This window comes from Pseudomonas sp. CCC3.1, from assembly GCF_034347405.1.
GTDB lineage: Bacteria > Pseudomonadota > Gammaproteobacteria > Pseudomonadales > Pseudomonadaceae > Aquipseudomonas.
In genome coordinates this window covers 5,716,297-5,741,110 of record NZ_CP133778.1, presented here as the reverse complement: position 1 = coordinate 5,741,110, position 24,814 = coordinate 5,716,297, and the positions used below count along the sequence as shown (strand labels likewise).

Below are 24,814 nucleotides of genomic sequence, written 5' to 3'. Positions count from 1 at the left end.
GTGTTGAGCAAATCGGTAGCACTTGTGGGAAACACGTAGGACGCGTCCGTGTCACCAAAGGTGCTGGTGGAGGGTGTGCGCTGAAAGGGGGCGCTGTGCGCTTAAAAAGCGCGCCCGACACACCTCATAAGATTTCTACCGAAACCAGACAGGCTGGTAGTTAAACATCCCGACGAACTCTTCAGGCGGTTTTATTAAATCTGAGCGATTTCTAATAATATCTGTGCCTTCAGCCGGCTACAGGGACTGGCAATCAACACTCCACCGCGCTCACCGCTAACCCGCCGCGTGAGGTTTCTTTGTATTTGTCGTGCATGTCGGCGCCGGTGTCGCGCATGGTGCGGATCACCCGGTCGAGTGAAATGAAGTGCTGGCCGTCGCCGCGCAGGGCCATTTGCGCGGCGTTGATGGCTTTGACCGCCGCGATGGCGTTGCGCTCGATGCACGGCACTTGGACCAGACCGCCCACCGGGTCGCAGGTCAGGCCCAGGTTGTGTTCCAGGCCAATTTCGGCGGCATTGCACAGTTGCTCGGGCGTGGCCCCGAGGATTTGCGCCAACCCCGCCGCTGCCATGGCGCACGCCGAGCCGACTTCGCCTTGGCAACCCACTTCGGCACCGGAAATAGAGGCGTTCTTTTTGCACAAGATGCCAATCGCCGCCGCGCTCAATAAATAGTCAACGACGTTGGCTTCGCTGACCTCGTCGCTGAATTTCATGAAGTAGTGCAACACCGCCGGGATGATGCCTGCCGCGCCGTTGGTCGGGGCGGTGACCATGCGCCCGCCCGCCGCGTTTTCTTCGTTGACCGCCAGGGCGAACAGGTTGACCCACTCCATGGCGCTGAGGGTGGAGCCGATGACGTTGGGTTTGCCCAATTCCTGCAAGCTGCGATGCAAACGTGCAGCGCGGCGCCGTACGTGCAGCCCGCCGGGCAAAATGCCCTCGTGTTTGAGGCCTTGTTCGACGCAGTCCTGCATGGCACGCCAGAGTGTGATCAGGCCACAGCGAATTTCGTCTTCGCTGCGCCAGGTGCGTTCGTTGGCCATCATTAATGCGGCTACGCTGAGGTGGTGTTCGCGGCACAGGTTAAGCAGTTCGACGGCGCTGGAAAAATCATAAGGCAGCACCGTGCGATCCATGTCCAGCACACCGCTGGCCGCTTGCGCTGCGTCCACCACAAAGCCGCCGCCCACCGAGTAATAGGTGTCGCGGTGCAGTTCGCCGTGCTGGCCTTCGGCGATCAAGGTCATGGCGTTGGGGTGAAACGGCAGGTTTTCGTCGATAAGACGCATATCGTTCGACCACACGAACGGAATGGGCAGGTAGCCATCCAGCAACAACGTTTGGCTGTCGTGCAGTTCGGTGATGCGCGGGCCGATGTGTGCCGGGTCGATTGCATCTGGCCATTCGCCCATCAGGCCCATGATCACGGCGTTGTCGCTGCCATGGCCGATGCCGGTGGCCGACAGCGAGCCGTAAAGCTGCACTTCAATGCGTCGCACCTGTGGCAACTGATCACGCTCACGCAGTCCTTGCACGAACAGAGCAGCCGCCCGCATCGGGCCCACGGTGTGGGAGCTGGAGGGGCCGATGCCAATCTTGAACAGGTCGAACACGCTGATAGCCATGAGCAAGAACCTTGTAGGTATGTATTGGCATCATGGGCCGTTTGCATCGCCTGAAAACGTCCAGCTACGACCCGCTATTGCCTGCCAGCGCCTTCGCCGTTTTATGCGGTGCAGACGCTCTAAAAGTGCTGCTTTTGGGCAGGAAACGTCCAGATACGACCTCGCAGGTATCAGATACGACCCTGCCTGTACTGGATGCGACGCACCCTGTAGGCGTTTGATTTTGGCTGTTACATGATCAGTCTCGACTCGATTGCTGGATGCGTTGGCAGCACGTTTGCCGGGCATCGTCCAACCGCAACTGATCCGTGCGGCTTTTCAATCGAAAACCGCCCCCCAGACACACAGGAGTTGTTGCATGAAACATTCCTCCCCCTTGCTGTTGGCTGCATTGCTGAGTCTGCCGGTTCTCGCCCAGGCTGCCGAACCTGCACAGTGCAGCACCGTGAACTTCTCGGACGTCGGCTGGACCGACATCACGGTAACCACCGCCGTCACCAGCGCCGTGCTGGATGCGCTGGGCTACAAGACCAAAACCACAATGATTTCGGTACCGGTGACGTACAAGTCGCTGGCAGATGGCAAGAACATGGACGTGTTCCTCGGTAACTGGATGCCGACCATGGAAAACGACATCAAGGCTTACCGCGATGCAGGAACGGTGGAGACCGTGCGCGCCAACCTGGAAAACGCCAAGTACACCCTCGCGGTGCCTCAGGCGCTGTATGACAAAGGCCTGAAAGACTTTTCTGACTTGCCTAAATTCAAGAAAGAGCTGGACGGCAAGATCTACGGCATTGAGCCGGGCAACGACGGCAACCGCATGATCCAGACCATGATCGACAAGAACGCCTTCGGCCTTAAGGACGCGGGCTTCAAGGTGGTGGAATCAAGCGAAGCCGGGATGCTCTCGCAAGTGGATCGCGCTCAGCGCCGTGGCACCGATGTGGTGTTTTTGGGCTGGGAACCGCACCCGATGAACACCCGCTTCAAGATGAAGTACCTCACCGGCGGCGATGATTTTTTTGGCCCTAACTATGGCCAGGCGACTATCTATACCAACACCCGCAAGGGCTACACCCAGGAATGCCCGAACGTGGGCCAGTTGCTGAAAAACCTGGTGTTCACCCTGGACATGGAAAGCACCCTGATGGGCAAGGTGCTGGACGACAAGATCAAGCCGGACGCAGCCGCCAAGGCCTGGCTGAAACAGAACCCTCAAGTGCTCGAAACCTGGCTTGCGGGCGTGACCACGATTGATGGCAAACCTGGCCTTGAGGCGGTCAAGGCCAGCCTCGCGAAGTAATCGCGGGCGCCAGGCGGCGTGTCCGCCTGGCTCCGTTTCAATTCCTCCTGCATGCGGACGTTCACTACCATGCTGATTGATCACAAAATCCCTCTAGGCGAGTACATCGCAGACTTCGTTGACTGGTTGACCAAACACGGGGCCAGCACCTTCGACGCCATTGCGAGCACGCTCGAAGCGATGATTCACGGCGTGACGTTTGCGCTGACCTGGTTCAACCCGTTGGCGTTTATCGGGTTGATCGCCTTGTTTGCGCATTTTATTCAACGCAAGTGGGGGCTCACGGTGTTTGTCGCGCTGTCGTTTCTGCTGATCCTCAACCTGGGGTATTGGCAAGAGACCATGGAAACCCTCGCGCAGGTGCTGTTTGCCACCTTTGTCTGCGTGATCATCGGCGTGCCCTTGGGGATTCTCGCCGCGCACAAGCCTATGTTTTATACCTTTATGCGCCCGGTGCTGGACTTGATGCAGACCGTGCCTACTTTCGTTTACCTCATCCCGACCCTGACCCTGTTTGGTCTGGGCGTAGTGCCGGGGCTGATCTCGACCGTGGTGTTTGCGATTGCCGCGCCGATCCGCCTGACCTATCTGGGCATTCGTGATGTCCCCCATGAACTGCTGGACGCAGGCAAGGCCTTTGGCTGTTCGCGCCGCCAGTTACTGACCCGCATCGAGCTGCCGCACGCCATGCCGAGCATCGCAGCCGGGATTACCCAATGCATCATGCTGTCGCTGTCGATGGTGGTGATTGCCGCCCTGGTGGGCGCTGATGGCCTGGGCAAACCGGTGGTCAACGCACTGAACACGGCCGACATTGCCCTGGGCTTTGAAGCCGGGCTGGCGATTGTGTTGCTGGCGATCATGCTCGACCGGATCTGCAAACAGCCGGAAGCCAAAAAAGGAGCTGACGCATGAGTATTATTCGCTTCGATAAGGTTGACGTTATCTTCGCCAAAGACCCGCGTGAGGCGTTGAGCCTGCTGGACCAAGGCCTTTCGCGGGACCAGATTCTGAAAAAGACCGGGCAGATTGTCGGCGTTGAAAAAGCCAGCCTGGACATCGACAAAGGCGAGATTTGTGTATTGATGGGCTTGTCCGGCTCTGGCAAGTCCAGCTTGCTGCGCTGTATCAACGGCCTCAACACCGTGAGCCGTGGCCAGTTGTATGTGGAGCATGAAGGCAAGCAAATCGACATCGCGTCGTGCACGCCCGCTGAGCTGAAAATGATGCGCACCCAGCGCATTGCGATGGTGTTCCAAAAGTTCGCCTTGATGCCGTGGCTGACGGTGCGCGAGAACATCAGCTTTGGCCTGGAAATGCAGGGCCGCCCCGAAAAAGAACGGCGCACGCTGGTAGACGAAAAACTGGAACTGGTAGGCCTGACCCAATGGCGCAATAAAAAGCCGGACGAGTTGAGCGGCGGCATGCAACAGCGCGTCGGCCTGGCGCGGGCGCTGGCGATGGATGCCGACATTCTGCTGATGGACGAACCTTTTTCGGCGCTGGACCCGCTGATCCGCCAAGGCCTGCAAGACGAGTTGCTGGAACTGCAACGCAAGCTGAGCAAGACCATTGTGTTCGTGAGCCACGATTTGGACGAGGCGCTGAAACTGGGCAGCCGCATCGCGATCATGAAAGACGGCAAGATCATCCAATACAGCAAACCTGAAGAAATCGTGCTCAACCCGGCCGACGACTACGTGCGCACGTTTGTCGCGCATACCAACCCGCTGAACGTGTTATGCGGGCGCAGCCTGATGCGCACGCTGGACAACTGCAAACGCATCAATGGTTCGGTGTGCATTGATCCGGGGGATGACTCGTGGATTGATCTGGCGGACGGCAACACCATCAAAGGCGTGCGTAATGGCGCGGGCGTGGTTGATTTGCAGCAGTGGCAGCACGGGCAAGCGGTTGAAACCCTGGGCCGTGGACCGACCTTGGTGGATTCGAGTATCGGCATGCGAGACGCGCTGCAAATCCGTTACCAGACCGGCAACAAACTGGTGCTGCACGACAACCAAAAAGTGGTGGGGATCTTGGGTGATACCGAGTTGTACCACGCGTTGTTGGGTAAAAACCTGGGCTGATCGCTAAGCCCTCGTAGCAGTTGACGAGTAGAACGAGGCTACGTCCGGCGGCGTAGCCGTCGTATATCCAGACAACGCGGTTTTTCAAGTAAACCGCTTGTGCAGGTTTTACGATCGCTTCGCAATCGGACGCAGCCTCGTCCCTTCGGCAGCTGCTACGTGAGGCGTGAGCCTTTAGCTGTACACCCTGCCAAGGAGCTGGCGATGGCTTTCAAACTGGTCGAGCACGTCACGGCTGATTTGTTCTTGGGTGAAACCCATCAGGTCGTACTCCTGGTTGCCGTTGTGCAAATACACTTCGGCCCGGTAGTAACGACTGCGCACTTCGTCCTGGTCAGACTCGCTCGGCGCGGCCAAATAGCCGTCCAGGCTGACTTCGTAGACAAACGGGTTGCCTTCCTCCATCTCGACCCGCACGCCCATGCACCGCTTGGCGCTGCCCAACAGGGTTTGTACTTCCAGCCCCTGGCTGCGCAGTTGCACCGCGGCTTCTTCAAGGGCCGGGGTCACGTGTTTGTCCATAAAGCGCTGCACCACCGCTTGGGTCGGTTGCAGGTCTTGGGCCGTCAAACGCTCGCTGAAACCACGACGGCCACGGGCCGCCAGCTCGGCTTGTTCCTGCTCAACCAGGGTGTCTTGGCGCATGGCTTTGTGCAGGCCAAACATGAACAACACCAGCACCACCGAGAACGGCAGGCCTGCCAGCACGACCATGGTTTGCATGGCCGCAAAGTTACCGGCAAACAACAAACCGATCGTCACCAGGGTGATCACCACCGACCAGAAAATACGCAGCCAATGCGGCGCGTCTTCGTCCACGTCCCCGCCTGTGCACGACAGGTTGGCCATCATCACCGCGCCGGAATCCGCAGGCGTCAGGAACAGGACGAAGCCGACAAAGATCGACACACCGATCACGATTTTCGACGCGGGGTAATGCTCAAGCAGTTGGTAAATCGCCATCGACGGTTGTTCGAGGGCCGTTTTGCCCAGTTCTACCGCACCTTGGTTAACCACCAGGTCGAGGGCCGAGTTACCGAAAATCGACAACCACGCCAGGGTGAAGCCCAGCGGAATCAACAACACACCCGCGACCAGTTCACGCACGGTACGACCACGGGAAATACGGGCGATGAACATGCCCACGAATGGGGCCCAGGAAATCCACCATGCCCAGTAGAACAAGGTCCACAGGCCCAGCCAGCCCTCAGTCTTCTGGGTGTCGCCTTCGTACACGTACAAGTCGAAGGTTTTCATGATGATGCCGTTAAGGTAGTCACCGGTGTTTTGCACAAAGCCGTTGAGCAGGTGCAAGGTGGGGCCGAACAGCAGCACGAAAATCAGCAAACCACTGAACAGCACGATGTTCAGGTTGGACAGCCGACGAATGCCGTTTTCAACACCCGAGACCGCGGCGATGGTGGCCACGGTGCTCATCACGATGATCACGATCAGCAGGTTGGTGTTGCTGTGCTGCATGCCGAACAGGTTTTCCAGCCCCGACGACACTTGCATCGAACCAATGCCCAGGTTGGTCACCAGACCGAGCAGGGTCACGAACATGCCGAAGCCGTCGACCGCATGGCCCGCCGCGCCTTTGACCCAACGCTCGCCCATCAGCGGGTACAGCGCCGAACGCAGCGCCAGCGGCTGGTTGTGGCGATAGGCAAAGTAGGCCACGGCCAAACCGACCAATGCGTAGATCGCCCAGCCGTGCAGGCCCCAGTGCAGGAAGGTCAGTTGCAACGCCTGACGCGCCGCTTCATGGCTGGCCGACACGCCTTCTGGCGGATTGAAGTAGTGGTCCAGCGGCTCGGACGCGCCGAAATACAACAAGGAGATGCCGATACCGGACGAGAACAGCATCCCGGCCCAGGCGCCATAGCTGAAGTCGGGCGTGTCTTGCTTGGTGCCCAGTTTCAGTTTGCCGTAGGACGAAAACGCCAGGCCCACGACGAATATCAGGTAAGCGGCGATCACCACCATGTAGTACCAGCCGAAGCTGCGCGACAGCCATTCTTGGGCAATGCCCAGAATGCGCCCGGCTTCTTCGGGGGCAGCGATCAAAATGGCAGTCAACAGCAATATCAAGGCGGTGGAGGTGTAAAACACCCAACCGTTGACCGTCACCTTTTGCGGCGGGGTCTTTATAAGGGAGGCAGAACTCATTGCACGGGTGCTCCAGGCAGTGCGACACAAGGACTTAAGGCAACGCACCACTCGACCAATCGGTTACATAGCGACTAACGGTCGAGTGATATAAAGACACCGCTTAAAAACCGGACCCTGCCTGTCCCTGTAGGAGCGAGCTTGCCTCGCGATCTTTTAAAAGATCAAAAGATCGCGAGGCAAGCTCGCTCCTACCGGCTCTCTGCATCCGGAGATATTTACCGTGTCGTTTTTCGGCGATTGTTGTAGGAAAAACACAACAGCACGCGACGAATTGTCGCAGAGCTTATTCTTTGTTGATTGAACGTTCAATCAAAACAAAATAGACTGGCCGTCGTTCAGTGATCGTTGTGCACTGCTCGCCGGCCCAAGGAGATGTACAAAATGCCCAAGGTCGGTATGCAACCCATACGCCGCCAGCAGTTGATCGAAGCCACGTTGTTGGCGGTCGATCAGGTCGGGATGGCAGATGCCAGCATTGCGCTGATCGCCCGTTTGGCAGGTGTGTCGAACGGCATCATCAGTCACTACTTTCGTGACAAGAACGGTTTGATTGCCGCCACCATGCGGTACTTGATGAACGTATTGATCGACAACGTCAGCGAGCGCCGCCAAGCGCTTGAGGACGACAGCCCAAGGGCACACTTGCAGGTGATCGTTGAAGGCAACTTTGACGCCAGCCAGGTGAGTGGCCCGGCAATGAAAACCTGGCTGGCCTTTTGGGCAGCCAGCATGCACCAGCCGTCGTTGCACAGATTGCAGCGGATCAACGATCACCGTTTGTACTCCAATCTGTGCTGCCAGTTCCGTCGGGCACTGCCGCTGGCTGAAGCCCGCAATGCCGCACGCGGCCTGGCAGCCCTCATCGATGGTCTATGGTTGCGGGGTGCCCTGTCGGGAGACGCTTTCGACACCGAGCAGGCACAACGCATCTGCTACGAATACATGGATCTACAACTGGCGAAACAGGTGAGTTAGGCCCAATTAACGCTTAACCCCTGAACTGTCGTGAATCTGCGGTGCCACAGCTAGAGGGCACCCGACTCACGATTAACGCCCACCACTTGTCTGCACTTGCGAGGATTTTATGGCCCGTTTCGAACTGCAAAAACTCTACATCGACGGCGGTTACACCGACGCCGGTAGCGACGCTACTTTCGATGCCATCAACCCGGCTAACGGCGAAGTCCTCGCTCAAGTGCAACGTGCAACCAAGGAAGACGTTGAGCGCGCCGTTGTCAGCGCTGAAAAAGGCCAGAAAATCTGGGCCGCCATGACGTCGATGGAGCGTTCACGCATTCTGCGCCGCGCGGTTGAAATCCTGCGCGAGCGCAACGATGAGCTGGCCGCCCTGGAAACCCTGGACACCGGCAAGTCGTACTCCGAAACCCGTTACGTCGACATCGTCACCGGCGCCGACGTGCTGGAATACTACGCAGGCCTGGCGCCCGCCATCGAAGGCGAGCAGATCCCGCTGCGCACCACCTCTTTCGTTTACACCCGCCGCGAGCCGCTGGGCGTGGTTGCCGGTATCGGCGCGTGGAACTACCCGATCCAGATCGCTTTGTGGAAATCCGCCCCGGCGCTGGCTGCCGGTAACGCGATGATCTTCAAGCCAAGCGAAGTCACCTCGCTGACCACCTTGAAACTGGCGGAGATCTTCACCGAAGCGGGCCTGCCAGACGGCGTGTTCAACGTCCTGACCGGCAGCGGCCGTGAAGTCGGCACCTGGCTGACCGAGCACCCGCGCATCGAGAAAATCTCGTTCACCGGCGGCACCGACACCGGCAAAAAAGTCACCTCCAGCGCCACCAGCTCTTCCTTGAAGGAAGTGACCATGGAACTGGGCGGCAAGTCGCCACTGATCATTTTTGACGACGCCGACCTGGACCGCGCGGCAGATACCGCGATGATGGCCAACTTCTACAGCTCGGGCCAGGTGTGCACCAACGGCACCCGCGTGTTCATCCCGACTGAGCTCAAAGCCGCCTTTGAAGCCAAGATTCTGGAACGCGTTGCACGCATCCGCATCGGTAACCCGGAAGACGAAAACACCAATTTCGGTCCGCTGGTCAGCTTTGCTCACATGGAAAGCGTGCTGGGCTACATTGCCAAAGGTAAAGAAGAAGGCGCCCGCCTGCTGTGCGGCGGCGAACGTCTGATCGAAGGCGAACTGGGCAAGGGCGCCTTCGTGGCCCCGACCGTGTTCACTGACTGCACCGACGAGATGACCATCGTCAAAGAAGAAATCTTTGGCCCGGTGATGAGCATCCTCACGTACGACAGCGAAGAAGAAGTGATCCGCCGCGCCAACGACACCGAGTTCGGCCTGGCCGCGGGCGTTGTGACCAAAGACCTGAACCGCGCACACCGCGTGATTCATCAACTGGAAGCGGGTATCTGCTGGATCAACGCATGGGGCGAGTCCGACGCCAAAATGCCGGTCGGCGGCTACAAGCAGTCGGGCATTGGCCGTGAAAACGGCATCAGCTCGCTGGCGCAGTACACCCAGATCAAATCGGTTCAGGTAGAGCTGGGCGATTACGTTTCGGTGTTCTAAACCCAAAACGTAATACCTGTAGGAGCGAGCTCGTCTCGCGATCTTTTGATCTTTTTAAAGATCGCGAGACGAGCTCGCTCCTACAGGGTTCAAGTGATCTGACCTACATCAAAGAGGGTGCATTTTATGTCCCAAGAATTCGACTACATCATCATTGGTGCCGGCTCTGCCGGTAACACCCTGGCGACCCGTCTGACTGAAGACCAAGGCGTCACTGTGCTGCTGCTTGAAGCGGGCGGCCCGGACTACCGTTTCGATTTCCGTACCCAGATGCCTGCCGCACTGGCGTTCCCGCTGCAAGGCCGTCGCTACAACTGGGCCTTTGAAACCGACCCGGAACCACACATGGACGGCCGCCGCATGGAATGTGGCCGGGGCAAGGGCCTGGGCGGCTCTTCGCTGATCAACGGCATGTGCTACATCCGTGGCAACGCGATGGACTACGACGGCTGGGCGAAAAACCCGGGCCTGGAAGACTGGTCGTACCTGGACTGCCTGCCGTATTTCCGCAAGGCCGAAACCCGCGACATCGGCCCGAACGACTACCACGGTGGCGATGGCCCAGTCAGTGTGACCACGCCCAAAGCGGGCAATAACGTGCTGTTCCACGCCATGGTTGAAGCCGGCGTGCAAGCCGGTTACCCGCGCACCGAAGACTTGAACGGCTACCAGCAAGAAGGCTTCGGCCCGATGGACCGTACCGTGACGCCGAACGGCCGTCGCGCCAGCACCGCTCGCGGTTACCTGGACACGGCCAAGCAGCGCTCGACCCTGACCATCGTCACCCACGCCCTGACCGACAAGATTGTGTTTGAAGGCAAGCGTGCGGTCGGCGTGCACTACATGGTCGGCGACAACCATGTGCGCATTGAAGCCAAGGCGCGCAAAGAAGTGCTGCTGTGCAGCGGCGCCATCGGTTCGCCGACCGTGCTGCAACGTTCCGGCGTTGGCCCGGCCGAACTGCTGAACAGCCTCGACATCCCCGTGGTACATGACCTGCCGGGTGTTGGCCAAAACCTGCAAGACCACCTTGAGCTGTACCTGCAATATGCGTGCACCCAGCCGGTGTCGCTGTACCCGTCGCTGCTCTGGTACAACCAGCCAGCCATTGGCGCGGAGTGGCTGTTCTTGGGCAAAGGCATTGGCGCGAGCAACCAGTTCGAAGCCGGTGGTTTTATTCGCACCCGTGAGCATTTCGACTGGCCGAACATTCAGTACCACTTCTTGCCGGTGGCGATTAACTACAACGGCAGCAATGGCGTGAAAGAGCACGGTTTCCAGGCGCACATGGGCTCCATGCGCTCGCCAAGCCGTGGCCGGATCAACGTGAAGTCCAAGGACCCGCGTGAGTACCCGAGCATCCTGTTCAACTACATGTCCACCGAGCAAGACTGGCAAGAATTCCGCGACGGCATCCGCCTGACCCGTGAAATCATGCAACAGCCTGCGCTGGACGCGTTCCGTGGCCGCGAAATCAGCCCCGGGATCGACAAGCAGACCGACGAAGAGCTGGACACCTTTATCCGTGAACACGCCGAGACCGCGTTCCACCCGTCTTGCTCGTGCAAAATGGGCACCGACGAGATGGCCGTGGTTGATGGTGAAGGTCGCGTGCATGGTATGCAGGGTCTGCGCGTGGTCGATGCCTCGATCATGCCGTTGATCACCACGGGCAACTTGAACGCGCCGACGATCATGATCGCCGAGAAAATCGCCGACAAGATCCGTGGCCGCCAGCCACTGCCGCGCAGCACCGCCGACTACTACGTCGCAGGCGACGCGCCAGTACGTGGCAAGCCACTGCGTGACGTGAGCCGTACCGCGCAGTAACGCCGCATACGCCAGCTCCTGCAAAAACCTGTGGGAGCTGGCTTGCCAGCGATGGCCTCTCTTCGATTTACCGGATAGACCCAGCCGCTTGCATCGCGGGCAAGCCCGCTCCCACGGGTACGGGCTTTTCATTTCATTCTCCTCCGCTTGCCCCCACCTCAACGCAGGCCTACTCTAGTGCCTCGTTTCGCGCCTCACTCCCCCCTGTACACCCGATTTCCCGCTTTCGGAGGTCCGTGCATGTTCGATTTTCACCCTCAGCTCAAGCAGCGCTTTGCCGCGCTGCGCACCCGGGCCGAGTTCTTTTCGCTGCGCTATGTACACGAATCGGGGCACTACCTGTCGGTACGCAAGAATGTTGCAGAACCCCCGTCATTCAGGCACGACCAAGGCGCGATGCTGACGGTGCGGCTCAAGGGGGTTGAAGCCTATGCCGCAACCAACGACCTGTCGCAAGCCGGGCTGCAAGCTGCCCTCGAACGCGCCGAAGCTCAAGCCCGCCTGATTGCCGACCACGCGCTGCTCGATCTGAGCCAGGAGCCCGTCTCCAGCGCCCAGGCCGATTACTTTTCTCCCGATCTTGATCAGGCCTTCCCGTCGCTGAGCGAGTGCTATGAACTGCTGGGCGCAGAATCAGCCTCGGTCCCCAAAGACCCGCGACTGGTGAGCTGGGAGGTCTCGCTCGGCCTTAATAACGTCGAACAGATCTACCTCAACAGTGCCGGTGCCGAGCTGCGTCAGGCCCAGCGCTTTGTATTCCCCGGCATCAGCGTCACCGCCTATGACGGCAACGACAGCCAAAGCCGCAGCCTGGGCCGCGAAAACTTTGGCCAGCAAGGCGGCTTTGATGCGATCCGCCGCAGCGGGCTGATCGGCGCAGGCCCAACCGTCGCCGATCAGGCATTGCAACTGTTGCTCGCGCCCAACACCCCCAAGGGCAAGCGCGACCTGCTGCTGATGCCCGACCAGATGATTCTGCAAATCCACGAGTCCATCGGCCACCCGCTGGAGCTGGACCGCATTTTGGGTGACGAGCGCAACTACGCAGGCACCAGCTTCGTTAAAACCAGCGATTTCGGCCACCTGCAATACGGCTCTGCATTGCTCAACGTAACGTTCGACCCGACGATTCCCGAGCAGCTCGCCAGTTATCGCTTTGACGATGACGGCACTCCGGCGAGCAAAGAATTCTTGATCCGCGAAGGCTTGCTGCTGCGCCCGCTGGGCGGTGCGCTGTCGCAGTTTCGCGCAGGCCTCGAAGGCGTGGCCAACAGCCGCGCATGCAGCTGGAACCGCGCGCCGATTGACCGCATGGCCAACCTCAATATCGAGCCGGGCGATCAGTCCATGGCGCAGATGATTGGCGGCATCGAAAACGGCATTTTGATGGCCAACAACCGCTCGTGGTCGATTGACGATGCCCGCAACAAGTTCCAGTTTGGTTGCGAATGGGGCCAGTTGATCGAGAACGGCGAACTCAAGGGCGTGGTCAAAAACCCCAACTACCGGGGTATTTCCGAGCAGTTCTGGCGCAACCTCAGCGCCGTGGGCGACGCCAGCACCTTTAAAGTGTTGGGCACGCCCAACTGCGGCAAAGGTGAACCGAACCAGGTGGTCCGCGTGGGCCATGCGTCCCCGGCCTGTGTGTTCAGTGACATTGATGTGTTTGGAGGAGATGCCTGATGAGTACCCCATTGAGTCAGGCCGAGCAGTTCGAAGGGTTGGTCGCGTGGCTGCGCGACGCGATTCAAGGCCCCGAACAATTCACCCTGGGCTACGACGCTGAAGCCTCTGAGTTCATCCGCTTCAACAAGGGCAAGGTGCGCCAGGCCGGGCAGGTGCAGCAAGCCAGCATCGACCTCAAGCTGATTAACGACGGTCGCCATGCCAGCGTCAGTGTCACGTTGGCGGGTGCGCCCGCTGACGATCAGCAGCGCTTGGCCCACGCCCTGAAACAACTGCGTGAAACCTTGCCCCTGCTACCAGCCGACCCGTATCTACGGCTGAACCCCGAGCCCTGGCACAGCCGTAACGTGCAGGCCGATCCCTTGCCTGACACCGCTCAGGTGCTGGATGACATCCGCCGTGCAGCCAAAGGCGTCGATCTGGTCGGGTTCTACGCCAGCGGCCCGATCAGCTATGGCTATGCCAGCTCAGAGGGCGCGTTTGGCTGGCATCAGGCCAACAGCTTCAACTTTGACTGGAGCCTGTTCCACAGCAACGGCCAAGCGGTGAAAGCCAGCTACGCCGGGGCCGACTGGAACCGCGAACGCTTCGCCCAGCGCATGCAACTGGCCCGCGAGCAATTGGCGTTTCTGGACCGCCCCGCGCACGTGCTCGCGCCCGGCGAGTACCGTGCCTACCTGGCGCCCGCGGCGCTGGAAGAAGTCATGAGCATGCTGTGCTGGGGCGGTTTCTCGGCGCAGGCCTTGGCCAGCAAATACAGCCCGCTGCAAAAGCTCTACGCCGGAGATGCCACATTAAGCCCGCTGGTGTCACTGGACGAACAAGTAAGCCAATCCTTGAGCCCGGCATTTTCGAGCGAAGGGTATCCGCGTCAGGATTTGTCGCTGGTCAAACAGGGCAAGTCCCATCAGCAATTGGTGGGTTCGCGCAGCGCAGCCGAGTATGGACTGGAGGTCAACGGCGCCCCTTCGGGTGAAGCCCCCAGCGCACTGGCAATGGCCGCAGGCACGCTGGCGCAGGCCGATATTCTCAAGCAGTTGGGCACCGGTCTGTACATCAGCAACCTGTGGTATTTGAACTATTCTGACCAACCAGCAGCGCGCCTCACGGGCATGACGCGCTTCGCCACCTTCTGGGTGGAAGACGGCGAGATCAAGGCACCGGTCAACACCATGCGTTTTGATGACAGCGTCTACAGCCTGCTGGGTTCAGAACTTGAAGCACTGACCGCAGAGCGGGAGCTGCTGTTGTCAGCCAGCACTTACGATCAGCGCCAGACTGCGTCGAATCTGCTGCCGGGTGCGTTGGTTAAAAAAATCACGTTGACGTTGTAAATACCCTGTAGGAGCGAGCTTTTGATCGTTTAAAAGATCGCGAGGCAAGCTCGCTCCTACAGTAGATCCTCGAACAATTAGAAAGAGGTCCTATGCCCGTACGCCCGGTTCTCACGCCCGAAACATTACGCTGGTTGCCGTGGGTGGTGGCCATCGCGTTCTTTATGCAGTCGCTCGACGGCACCATCCTCAATACAGCCCTCCCCGACATGGCCCGCGACCTCAAGGAAAACCCGCTGCGCATGCAGGGGGTGATTGTTGCGTACATGCTCACGGTGGCCTTGCTGATCCCGGCTTCGGGCTGGATCGCTGACCGCTTCGGCACCAAAAAGATCTTCTTCAGCGCCATTCTGCTATTCAGCATCGGATCGCTGTTTTGCGCCCTGTCGAGCACCCTCAACGAACTGATTGCAGCCAGGGTTCTGCAGGGGCTGGGCGGTGCCTTGATGATCCCGGTCGGGCGCCTGGTGGTGCTCAAAGCCTACCCGCGCTCGGAACTGGTGCGCATCATGGGGTTTATCACCATCCCCGGCCTGCTCGGCCCGCTGATCGGCCCGACCATGGGCGGCTGGATGGTGCAGTACCTGAGCTGGCACTGGATTTTCTTGATCAACTTGCCGGTGGGCATGCTCGGTTGCTGGGCCGTGTGGCACTTTATCCCGGACTTGCGCGGCGACGAACGCACGCGCTTCGACGCCTTGGGCTTTGTGCTGTTTGGCGCGGCCATGGTGTTTATCACCATTGCGATGGAAGGCCTGGGCGAGTTGCACATGCCACACCTGCGAGTGATGTTGCTGCTGTTTGCGGGGCTGGCGTGCCTGGCCGCGTATTGGTTGCGCGCCGCCAATATCAGCAACCCGCTGTTCTCCCCGGTGCTGTTTAAAACCAAAACCTTTGCCGTGGGTATTCTGGGCAACCTGTTCGCCCGTCTGGGCAGTGGCGCGTTGCCGTTTCTGGTGCCGTTGCTGCTGCAAGTGGCCTTGGGCTATTCACCCTCGCAAGCCGGGATGAGCATGTTGCCGCTGGCGGCAGCCGCCATGCTGGCCAAGTGGATAGCGCGACCGCTGATCGAACGCCTGGGCTATCGCATCATTTTGACCGGCAACACCCTCGCGCTCGGGATCATGCTGGCCAGCATGGGCCTGGTCACCGCGCACACGCCCTACCCGCTGCTGCTGGCGATGCTGGCCGTTCTGGGCGCCATCAACTCCTTGCAGTTCACGGCGATGAACACTGTGACCCTGATTGACCTTGATGACGCCAGCGCCAGCAGCGGCAACAGCTTGCTGTCGGTGGTGGCGCAACTGTCGCTGAGTCTGGGGGTTGCGTGTGCCGGTGCCCTGCTGGGCGGCTTCACCGGGGACGGCGCCAATGACGGCGTGGACACGGTGCTGGGGGCGTTCCAGCTGACCTTCCTGACGGTCGGGATCATGGCCATGCTGGCGGCGGCGATTTTCCTGCAACTGTCACCCCAAGACGGGCGCAAACCCAAAGCCAACTCGGAGCATGAGCTGGATCATTAACACCGCCCTCCTGTAGGAGCGAGCTTGTCTCGCGAGCCTTTAAAGGTTCGCGAGGCAAGCTCGCTCCTACAGGGTACGGGTGACTTCTCGTCCAGAATGTTCGGGCATTGGGCACAGGGCTGTTACACTGCGCGACATTTTGTTTTGCAGGCCAGTCCCGTGACCACCATTGCCACCGCTTTTAACACTCTGCCTCTGTCCGCCGCCATGTTGGCTAACCTCGACTCCCTCGGTTATGCCCAGATGACGCCGATTCAGGCGCAGAGCTTGCCGGTGATTCTCAAAGGCATGGACCTGATCGCTCAGGCCAAGACCGGCAGCGGCAAAACCGCTGCATTCGGCATCGGCCTGCTGAACCCGATCAACCCGCGCTTCTTCGGTTGCCAGGCGCTGGTGATCTGCCCGACGCGTGAACTGGCTGACCAGGTGGCCAAGGAAATCCGCCGTCTGGCCCGCGCCGAAGACAACATCAAAGTGCTGACCCTGTGTGGCGGCGTGTCGTTCGGCCCGCAAATCGGCTCGCTGGAGCACGGCGCGCACATCATCGTCGGCACGCCGGGCCGCATCCAGCAGCACTTGCGCAAAGGCTCGCTGGTCCTCGACGGTCTGAACACGCTGGTGCTCGACGAAGCAGACCGCATGCTCGACATGGGTTTCTACGACGCCATCGAAGACATCATTCAGCAGACTCCAGAACGCCGCCAGACCCTGCTGTTTTCGGCCACCTACCCGGTGGGCATCAAGCAGCTGTCGTCCAAGTTCATGCGTAACCCGCAACAGGTCAAAGCTGAAGCACTGCACACCGACAGCCAGATCGAACAGCGTTTCTACGAGATCTCGCCAGAAGAACGCATGAGCGCCGTGACCAAAGTGCTGGGGCACTTCCGTCCGCAATCGTGCGTCGCGTTCTGCTTCACCAAGCAGCAGGTGCAGGAAACCGTTGATCACCTGACCTCCAAAGGTATTTCTGCGGTCGGCCTGCACGGCGATCTGGAACAGCGCGACCGCGATCAAGTGCTGGCGATGTTCGCCAACCGCTCGACGTCGGTGCTGGTGGCGACTGACGTAGCGGCCCGTGGTCTGGACATCGACGCACTGGACATGGTGATCAACGTTGAGCTGGCCCGCGATTCGGAAATCCACATTCACCGCGTTGGCCGTACCGGTCGCGCCGGTGAAAAAGGCATTGCTATCAGCCTGGTGGCACCGTCCGAAGCGCACCGCGCCCAGGCCATCGAGCAATTGCAGAAAGCCCCGCTGAACTGGGAAACGCTGGACACCCTCACCTCTCAGGGCGGCGCGCCTTTGCTGCCCGCCATGAGCACCCTGGTGATTGGTGCAGGCCGCAAAGACAAGGTTCGCCCAGGCGATATCCTTGGCGCACTGACTGGCGACGCGGGTATCCCGGGCGCCCAGGTCGGCAAAATCGCGATCTTTGACTTCCAGGCTTACGTGGCCGTAGACCGCACCATTGCCAAGCAAGCGGCCCAGCGCTTGAGCGACGGCAAAATCAAAGGCCGCTCGCTGCGCGTTCGGGTGTTGTAAGCCCACCGCGCCATACCCTGCCCCCGTAGGAGCGAGCTTGCTCGCGATCTTTGCTTTTAAAGATCAAAAGATCGCGAGCAAGCTCGCTCCTACAGAGTTACCCGCCGTATTTGAGGACACCGCTTTGCGTACCACCGACGTTGTGATTATTGGCGCTGGCGCCGCAGGTTTGATGTGCGCGCTGACCGCTGCCGGGCGTGGGCGCAAGGTGATGCTGATCGACCACGCCAACAAGGCGGGCAAGAAGATCCTGATGTCGGGCGGCGGCCGTTGCAACTTCACCAATATGTACACCGAGCCGAGCAACTTCCTGTCGCAGAACCCGCACTTCTGCAAGTCGGCACTGGCCCGTTATACCCAATGGGATTTCATCGAACTGGTGAGCAAGCACGGCGTGCCTTACCACGAGAAGAAACTCGGCCAGTTGTTCTGCGATAACAAATCCAGCGACATCCTTGAAATGCTCCTCAGCGAGTGCCAACAGGCGGGCGTCAGCCTGCACCTGGACACCTCGGTTGAGCAGATCGAGAAAACCGACACCGGCTACAGCCTCAAGACCACGCTGGATCAATTGAACTGCCAGTCGCTGGTCATCGCCACTGGCGGCCTGTCGATCCCGACCCTCGGCGCCACCGGGTTTGGTTATCAAGTGGCTAAACAGTTTGGCCACACCTTGCTGCCGACCCGCGCAGGATTGGTGCCGTTCACCATTACCGATCAGCTCAAAGAGATCTGCACCGAACTCTCGGGCACTTCGGTGGACTGCCTGGTGAGCTGCAACGATCAAAGCTTTCGCGAGAACATTCTGTTCACCCACCGCGGCCTGAGTGGCCCGGCGATTTTGCAGATTTCGTCGTTCTGGAACAGCGGCGACACCGTTGAGATCAACCTGCTGCCGGATCTGGACGCGCTGAGCTGGCTGCAAGCCCAACAGGCCGAACGCCCGAACAGCGAACTGAAAACCCTGCTCGGTGAAATCTTCACCAAGAAGATGGCCAACCTGCTGGCCGAGCATTGGTTCGTGTCCAAGCCCATGAAGCAATACACCCCAAGCGAGCTGGCTGACGTGGCGGACAAACTGGCGAGCTGGAAAGTCGTGCCCGCCGGGACCGAAGGCTATCGCACCGCTGAGGTCACGCTGGGCGGCGTGGACACCCGCGAAGTGTCGTCCAAGACCATGGAATCGCTGAAAAGCCCGGGGCTGTATTTTGTCGGCGAAGTACTGGACGTGAGCGGCCACCTGGGTGGCTTCAACTTCCAGTGGGCATGGGCGTCGGGGTATGCAGCCGCGCAGTTCGTCTAGCGCCACTCACTGTGTAGCAGTTGACGAGCTTTGCGAGGCTACGTCCGGCTGCGCAGCAGTCGTAAATGGGCTATCACTGCTCTCCAGTTAAACCGAGTTCTCTGGCTTTACGATCGCTGCGCAATCGGACGTAGCCTCGCAAGGCTCGTCAACTGCTACGAGGTCCAGGCTAACCTTCAACACGGGTTTGCATTTAGGCAAAAAAATATTTTCTGTTCGATGTGAACAGTGCCATTGCGCTGGCGTCTTATCTGGCTCAATTTAGCGAATCGATTCGCAAGGCACCGCCACTTCATGTCATCGAAAAGCTTCAGCCATTCGCTGCGCCGTCTGTGGGCGCGGGACAAGTTCAGTTACAGCGTTCGGGTGTTCATCGCCCTGACCGGCAGCATGGCTTTTTGCTGGTATCACGACGAGATGTCGCTGCTGATTCCTTTGTTTTTGGGGATTATCGCCAGCGCTTTGTCAGAGACCGATGACAGTTGGCAAGGCCGCCTGAACGCGTTGCTGGTCACGCTGGTGTGCTTCAGCGCCTCGGCAATCAGTGTTGAACTGCTCTTCCCCTACCCTTGGCTGATGGTCTGTGCGCTGGCACTGGCGGGCTTTGCCCTGACCATGCTCGGGGCGTTGGGTGAACGCTATGGGGCAATTGCCTCTGCGACGCTGATTCTGGCCGTGTACACCATGATTGGCGTGGATCAACGCGGCGGCGAAGTCACCGACTTCTGGCATGAACCCTTGCTGCTGGTGGCAGGCGCGGCCTGGTACGGAATGCTCTCGGTGCTGTGGCAGGCACTGTTTTCCAATCAGCCGGTGCAGCAAAGTCTGTCGCGACTGTTCTGGGAGCTTGGCCTGTACCTCAAGCTCAAATCGTCGCTGTTTGAACCGGTTCGCAACCTCGATGTAGAAGCGGGCCGACTGGAACTGGCCCGCCAAAACGGCCGGGTTGTGGCCGCGCTGAACACCGCCAAAGAAATCATCCTGCACCGGGTCGGCAACTCGCGACCGGGCACCAAGCTCAGCCGCTACCTCAAGCTGTACTTTTTGGCGCAAGACATCCACGAACGCGCCAGTTCATCGCACTACCCGTATAACGCACTGGCCGATGCCTTTTTCCACAGTGACGTGATGTTCCGCTGCCAACGCCTGCTGCGCCAGCAAGGCGTGGCCTGTCAGCGCCTGTCGGACTCAATCAAGCTGCGCCAGCCGTTTGTCTATGACGACAGCTTTGCCGAGGCGCTGAGCGACCTGCACGCCTCCCTCGAACACTTGCGCATCCAGAGCAACCCGGCCTGGCGCGGGCTGCTGCGTTCATTGCGCGCACTGGCGGCCAACCTCGGCACGCTGGACCGTTTGTTGAGCGATGCCAGCAACCCCGACACCCTGGCCGACGCGACCGACAGCAGCCTGCTGGACCGCTCGCCCCGTAACCTCAAGGATGTGTGGTCGCGCTTGCGTCAGCACCTGACGCCAACCTCGCTGATCTTCCGCCACGCCCTGCGCTTGCCGTTGGCACTGAGCATCGGCTTCGGGATGGTGCACTGGATTCACCCAAGCCAGGGTTACTGGATCATCCTCACCACGCTGTTCGTGTGCCAGCCGAGTTACGGCGCGACGCGACGCAAGTTCAGCCAGCGGATCATCGGCACCGCCATTGGTCTGGCTGTGGGCTGGGCGCTGTTTGATCTGTTCCCTAACCCACTGGTGCAATCGATGTTTGCAGTGGTCGCAGGGGTGGTGTTCTTTATCAACCGCACCACGCGCTACACCCTGAGCACGGCGGCGATCACGCTGATGATTCTGTTCTGCTTCAATCAGGTGGGCGACAGCTACGGGCTGTTCCTGCCACGGCTGTTCGATACCTTGGTGGGCAGCGTGATTGCAGCCGCGGCGGTGTTCTTGTTCTTGCCGGACTGGCAGGGTCGGCGGCTCAATCAGGTGCTGGCCAATACCTTGAGTTGTAACAGCCAGTACCTGCGCCAGATCATGCAGCAATATGCCCAGGGCAAAAGCGACGACCTGGCGTATCGACTGGCGCGTCGTAACGCTCACAACGCCGACGCTGCGCTGTCGACCACACTGGCCAACATGCTGATGGAGCCGGGGCACTTTCGTAAGGACGCCGACATGGGCTTCCGCTTTCTGGTGCTGTCACACACCTTGCTCAGCTATTTGTCGGGTCTGGGCGCGCACCGCGACACCGAGTTGCCGGTTGAAATGCGCGAACACCTGATCGAAGGCGCGGGACGGCGCATCGCTGACAGCATCGACCTGATTGCCCAAGGCCTGGCCGCCAAGCTTCCGGTGGCCGTACAGAGTGACGAGGAAGAAGCCCTGGCCAACGAACTGGAACAGATGCCGGATGACATCGATGAGAACCAGCGGCTGGTGCAAACCCAATTGGCACTGATTTGCCGCCAACTGGGCCCACTGCGCACCTTGGCTGCGCATTTGGTCAAAGCGCCGTAGCCCGTCTCGCGACTTGGCGTGACTCAGCATCACGCCTACTATCGGGTCATCGTTTTGATAACAAGGACAATACCGTGACCACTGACTGGCTCTGCAAACACCACAGCGATCTGGGCAAAGAACAGCTCTACGCCATTCTGGAGCTGCGCTCGGAAGTCTTCGTCGTCGAGCAGAAATGCGCCTATCAAGACGTCGACGGGCAAGACCTGTCAGGCGATACGCTGCACGTCATGGGCTGGCAAAACGACAAACTGGTGGCGTATGCGCGCCTGCTGGACCCTGAGTCTCAAGGCGGTGACGTGGTGATTGGCCGCGTGATCATTGCCCCTGCGGGTCGCGGGCAAAAGCTGGGGCACACGCTGATTGAAGAGGCCCTGAAAAACATCGAAGCGTACTGGTCGGGTCAGCCGGTGTTCATGTCTGCACAGGCGCATTTGCAGCCGTTTTATGAGCAGCACGGGTTCAGCGCCGAAGGCGAAACGTACCTTGAAGATGACATCCCACACATCGGCATGCGCCGAGTCAAACCCTTCAAGGGTAGCCCAGCACCTGTTTGATCTGCGCCAGGTGCTGACCAACCCAGGCTTTATCGATCGGCCCCCAACTGTGAATCTGATAGCGCCCGGCGTGATTACGGGCGCCATCTTGCTGCTCAAACTCACACACAATGTCCAGATCGGCCAGGGCGGCAATGGTGTCCTGGGCCGTACGGCGCGGCATACCGGTGACTTCCGTCAGCGCGGGCACATTGCTGGCGGCCTGACTGTCGATCAACCAGGCCACGTACAAACGCCGGTAAAAACTGCTTTTGGTTTTACTGACTTCCATTCAGAACTCCTCGCCCTTTTTTTGTTGGCCTACCCCCCTGTAGGAGCGAGCTTGCCTCGCGATCTTTTGATCGTTTAAAAGCTCGCGAGGCAAGCTCGCTCCTACGGTTAAGCGCCAGAATTAAGATCACGCCACGTCAGGTACACCCGCAGGTCAAATTCCAACTGGTGATACCCCGGCAACATGTGTTCGCACAACTTGTAGAACGCTTTGTTGTGGTCGGACTCTTTGAGGTGCGCCAGTTCATGCACCACGATCATCTTCAGAAACTCAGGCGCGGCATCCTTGAACAGCGAGGCCACGCGCAACTCTTTCTTGGCCTTGAGCTTGCCACCTTGTACCCGCGAAATGGTGGTGTGCAACCCCAGCGCTCGGTGGGTCAGGTCGAGTCGGTTATCGAACAGCACCTTGTCAAAGGACGGCGCATTACGCAGGTATTCCTGTTTGATTTCCTGAGCGTAGGCGTACAAAGCCTTGTCACTTTGCACCGCATGGCGCTGTGGATAACGCTCACTCAGGTAGCTGCCCAACTGGTCGCGCTCAATCAATTGGCGCACCTGGTCCTGCAACGTCTGGGGATAAGCCTGAAGGTATTTGAGAACAGTCATGAGTCGCCAACGCACAGCGTAAAAGTGCGCCAGTGTAGCGAATTCAGCTCTTATGGCTACCATGTCAGACTTTTACGCTGCCAATAGGCGGACGTTTCCGAGAAAGCGTGACACCTGTAAGCGCTGCTTGCGGCATGGAAAGTGGCGGGGCTATCTTCACCAGTCGCCGATGATCCCCGTGGAAGAGACATGAAAAAGACGACGCCCGCCGATCCGAAACCCAAACACCTCAAGCGCGATGACCATCAGCACGATGAAGCCACCCGGCATATTCTTGAGCGCCTGCAGCAAGACCCGCCTGTGGCCCTCGATACACTTAAACCCACTCAAGCACAGGTCATCAGCCCTGAGTCACCGTTTGCCGTGTTAGCGGATGTGCGGGCAACAGACGCTTTGCTGCACATCTTGATCATGCTCAAGAGCGCGGAAGAGGTGTCGGATGAAATCACTGAGCTGGCCAGTGGCATAGAACGCGGCTTGGTGTGGTCGCTGGTGCACTCCGTCGAAATGTCCCGTGCACTGATAGAAGCACTGCTCAAGGGCAATGGCATAGCCCCCGAAAAACCAGCTGTTACACGCCCCTACAGTTGATCGGTGGTGACTGGCACAAAAAACCCGCATCGCTGCGGGTTTTTTCATGACGCTAAGGCTTAGTTGACCTTGGCGTTCAGCTCACCTTTGAGGTAACGCTGGTACATGGCTTCCAGGGAGATCGGTTTGATCTTCGAAGCGTTGCCGGCGGTGCCGAACGCTTCGTAACGTGCGATACACACGTCACGCATGGCCGTCACAGTGGCGCCGAAGAATTTACGCGGGTCGAACTCGCTCGGGTTGGTGGCCATCAGGCGACGCATCGCGCCCGTGGATGCCAGACGCAGGTCGGTGTCGATGTTGACCTTGCGCACGCCGTGCTTGATGCCTTCAACGATTTCTTCTACCGGCACACCGTAGGTTTCTTTGATGTCGCCGCCGTATTCGTTGATGATCGCCAACCACTCTTGCGGCACCGAAGACGAACCGTGCATTACCAGGTGAGTGTTCGGGATGCGCTTGTGGATTTCTTTGATGCGATCAATCGCCAGCACGTCGCCGGTCGGTGGCTTGGTGAACTTGTAAGCGCCGTGGGAAGTACCGATGGCAATGGCCAGGGCGTCCACTTGAGTGCGCTTCACGAAGTCAGCTGCCTCTTCCGGGTCAGTCAGCATTTGGCTGTGATCCAGAACGCCTTCTGCGCCGATGCCGTCTTCTTCGCCAGCCATACCGGTTTCAAGCGAACCCAGGCAGCCCAACTCGCCTTCTACCGACACACCGCAAGCGTGCGCCAGGGCAACGGTTTGCTGAGTGACGCGAACGTTGTAGTCGTAGTCGGTTGGGGTTTTGCCGTCTTCGCCCAGCGAGCCGTCCATCATGACCGAGCTGAAGCCCAGCTGGATCGAACGCTGGCACACATCAGGGCTGGTGCCGTGGTCCTGGTGCATGCACACCGGGATATGCGGGAATTCTTCGATTGCCGCCAGGATCAGGTGACGCAGGAACGGAGCACCCGCGTATTTGCGTGCGCCGGCCGAAGCCTGAACGATCACCGGGGAGTCGGTCTTGTCAGCGGCTTCCATAATGGCGCGCATCTGCTCAAGGTTGTTGACGTTGAAAGCTGGAACGCCGTAGCCGAATTCGGCGGCGTGGTCCAACATCTGGCGCATGCTGATAAGTGCCATTGTGTGTGTCTCTCCCGGACGAGGGTCGTTAATCGTGCAAGCCTGCCGTAGCGGCGGCTGCTATTCAAGTAATTGCAGATCGGGTGTTTGCCCCGGCGCTGCGAATTCGATGCGGCTGAAACGTTACAGCTCCAGCCCTGGCTGGTCGGCCCTGTGTAGGAGCGCGCTTGCCTCGCGATCTCTTAAAAATTCAAAAGATCGCGAGGCAAGCTCGCTCC

General features: G+C 59.4%; 19 protein-coding genes. 14 read left to right on the top strand and 5 right to left on the bottom strand.

All coding sequences use genetic code 11. The annotated features are described in order from the left end of the window. Positions 1-253: 253 nt before the first annotated feature. A complete protein-coding gene (locus RHM56_RS25315; protein WP_322237093.1) occupies positions 254-1,630 on the bottom strand; it encodes an L-serine ammonia-lyase in 1,377 nt (458 codons plus the stop codon). 358 nt (positions 1,631-1,988) lie between these two features. Here RHM56_RS25315 and RHM56_RS25310 point away from each other — a divergent pair, with 358 nt between their 5' ends. From RHM56_RS25310 to choV, 3 genes are all read left to right on the top strand, one after another. Beyond that, positions 1,989-2,936, top strand: coding sequence for a choline ABC transporter substrate-binding protein (locus RHM56_RS25310; RefSeq protein ID WP_322237091.1), 948 nt, complete (start codon positions 1,989-1,991; stop codon positions 2,934-2,936). Positions 2,937-3,005: 69 nt separating this feature from the next. After that, entirely contained in the window at positions 3,006-3,851 is an 846-nt protein-coding gene (gene choW / locus RHM56_RS25305) for a choline ABC transporter permease subunit (protein WP_322237089.1), read from the top strand. Continuing rightward, a complete protein-coding gene (gene choV, locus RHM56_RS25300; RefSeq protein WP_322237087.1) occupies positions 3,848-5,026 on the top strand; it encodes a choline ABC transporter ATP-binding protein in 1,179 nt (392 codons plus the stop codon). Before choW ends, choV begins: the two co-directional genes overlap by 4 nt. A gap of 174 nt (positions 5,027-5,200) precedes the next feature. Here choV and RHM56_RS25295 read toward each other — a convergent pair whose 3' ends face one another. Next, a complete protein-coding gene (locus tag RHM56_RS25295; RefSeq protein WP_322241867.1) occupies positions 5,201-7,138 on the bottom strand; it encodes a BCCT family transporter in 1,938 nt (645 codons plus the stop codon). Positions 7,139-7,579: 441 nt separating this feature from the next. Between RHM56_RS25295 and betI the strand changes: the two genes are divergently transcribed. The 10 genes from betI (at position 7,580) to RHM56_RS25245 (ending at position 22,002) form a co-directional block, all read left to right on the top strand. Continuing rightward, positions 7,580-8,173: a transcriptional regulator BetI gene (betI, locus tag RHM56_RS25290; protein WP_322237085.1), complete on the top strand. Its 594-nt coding sequence runs from the start codon at positions 7,580-7,582 to the stop codon at positions 8,171-8,173. Between the two features lie 109 nt (positions 8,174-8,282). Continuing rightward, positions 8,283-9,755 (top strand): betaine-aldehyde dehydrogenase, encoded by a 1,473-nt coding sequence (betB, locus tag RHM56_RS25285; RefSeq protein ID WP_322237082.1) that lies wholly within the window; start codon positions 8,283-8,285, stop codon positions 9,753-9,755. Between the two features lie 126 nt (positions 9,756-9,881). Beyond that, on the top strand, positions 9,882-11,585 hold the full coding sequence (gene betA / locus RHM56_RS25280; protein ID WP_322237080.1) for a choline dehydrogenase: 1,704 nt from the start codon (positions 9,882-9,884) through the stop codon (positions 11,583-11,585). 240 nt (positions 11,586-11,825) lie between these two features. Next, on the top strand, positions 11,826-13,268 hold the full coding sequence (locus RHM56_RS25275) for a TldD/PmbA family protein (protein ID WP_322237077.1): 1,443 nt from the start codon (positions 11,826-11,828) through the stop codon (positions 13,266-13,268). Then, positions 13,268-14,605 carry a TldD/PmbA family protein gene (locus RHM56_RS25270; RefSeq protein WP_322237075.1) on the top strand — a complete coding sequence of 446 codons (1,338 nt, stop codon included), beginning with the start codon at positions 13,268-13,270 and terminating at the stop codon, positions 14,603-14,605. Before RHM56_RS25275 ends, RHM56_RS25270 begins: the two co-directional genes overlap by 1 nt. 92 nt (positions 14,606-14,697) lie before the next feature. After that, positions 14,698-16,128: a multidrug transporter subunit MdtD gene (mdtD, locus tag RHM56_RS25265; RefSeq protein ID WP_322237073.1), complete on the top strand. Its 1,431-nt coding sequence runs from the start codon at positions 14,698-14,700 to the stop codon at positions 16,126-16,128. Between the two features lie 207 nt (positions 16,129-16,335). Further along, positions 16,336-17,673 (top strand): ATP-dependent RNA helicase DbpA, encoded by a 1,338-nt coding sequence (gene dbpA, locus RHM56_RS25260; protein ID WP_322241866.1) that lies wholly within the window; start codon positions 16,336-16,338, stop codon positions 17,671-17,673. A gap of 124 nt (positions 17,674-17,797) precedes the next feature. Continuing rightward, the gene (locus RHM56_RS25255; protein ID WP_322237071.1) at positions 17,798-18,976 is read left to right on the top strand and encodes an NAD(P)/FAD-dependent oxidoreductase; all 1,179 of its coding nucleotides are present in this window, start codon (positions 17,798-17,800) and stop codon (positions 18,974-18,976) included. Positions 18,977-19,270: 294 nt separating this feature from the next. After that, a complete protein-coding gene (yccS, locus tag RHM56_RS25250) occupies positions 19,271-21,445 on the top strand; it encodes a YccS family putative transporter (RefSeq protein WP_322237070.1) in 2,175 nt (724 codons plus the stop codon). A 74-nt stretch (positions 21,446-21,519) separates the two neighbouring features. Next, positions 21,520-22,002: a GNAT family N-acetyltransferase gene (locus RHM56_RS25245; RefSeq protein WP_322237068.1), complete on the top strand. Its 483-nt coding sequence runs from the start codon at positions 21,520-21,522 to the stop codon at positions 22,000-22,002. On the opposite strand, the gene RHM56_RS25240 is transcribed toward RHM56_RS25245, so the two are convergent. Both RHM56_RS25240 and RHM56_RS25235 read right to left on the bottom strand, forming a co-directional pair. Next, the gene (locus RHM56_RS25240; RefSeq protein ID WP_322237066.1) at positions 21,977-22,273 is read right to left on the bottom strand and encodes a winged helix-turn-helix domain-containing protein; all 297 of its coding nucleotides are present in this window, start codon (positions 22,271-22,273) and stop codon (positions 21,977-21,979) included. The genes RHM56_RS25245 and RHM56_RS25240 overlap by 26 nt on opposite strands. 107 nt (positions 22,274-22,380) lie before the next feature. Further along, positions 22,381-22,881: a M48 family metallopeptidase gene (locus RHM56_RS25235; protein WP_322237064.1), complete on the bottom strand. Its 501-nt coding sequence runs from the start codon at positions 22,879-22,881 to the stop codon at positions 22,381-22,383. Positions 22,882-23,070: 189 nt separating this feature from the next. Here RHM56_RS25235 and RHM56_RS25230 point away from each other — a divergent pair, with 189 nt between their 5' ends. After that, complete coding sequence (locus RHM56_RS25230; protein ID WP_322237062.1) at positions 23,071-23,472, top strand: hypothetical protein; 402 nt, start codon at positions 23,071-23,073, stop codon at positions 23,470-23,472. Between the two features lie 59 nt (positions 23,473-23,531). On the opposite strand, the gene fba is transcribed toward RHM56_RS25230, so the two are convergent. Then, positions 23,532-24,596, bottom strand: coding sequence for a class II fructose-bisphosphate aldolase (fba, locus tag RHM56_RS25225; protein WP_016782491.1), 1,065 nt, complete (start codon positions 24,594-24,596; stop codon positions 23,532-23,534). Positions 24,597-24,814 lie beyond the last annotated feature (218 nt).